The sequence below is a fragment of the Pseudonocardia sp. SID8383 genome (assembly GCF_009864975.1).
Lineage (GTDB): Bacteria > Actinomycetota > Actinomycetes > Mycobacteriales > Pseudonocardiaceae > Pseudonocardia > Pseudonocardia alni.
In genome coordinates this window covers 1-278 of sequence record NZ_WWFY01001226.1, presented here as the reverse complement: position 1 = coordinate 278, position 278 = coordinate 1, and the positions used below count along the sequence as shown (strand labels likewise).

1 pseudogene is annotated in these 278 nt (G+C 79.5%); it reads left to right on the top strand.

Features of this window, described 5'->3' with window-relative positions:
• A pseudogene (locus tag GTW08_RS29890) lies at nt 1-278 on the top strand (hypothetical protein); the annotation flags it as partial.

Here is a 278-nt window from a genome sequence, read left to right as displayed (position 1 = left end):
TCGCCGCGCACCGCCCGCCGTACAACCGGCGCTCCCGCAACCCCGGCCGGGCCTACTGGGTGGCGCCGACGGCGGAGGCGTTCCCGCGGCTGTCGGTCGTCGCCACCCCGCGGGCGGGTGCCCTGGGCCCGTTCGGGTCGCAGCGGGCCGCGACCGACGTGCTCGACGCGGCACTCGACGCACTGCCGCTGCGCCGGTGCACGATCCGCATCCCGGCCCGGAACCCGTCGGCGACGCCGTGCGCGCTGCACGAGCTGGGCCGCTGTGCCGCCCCGTGC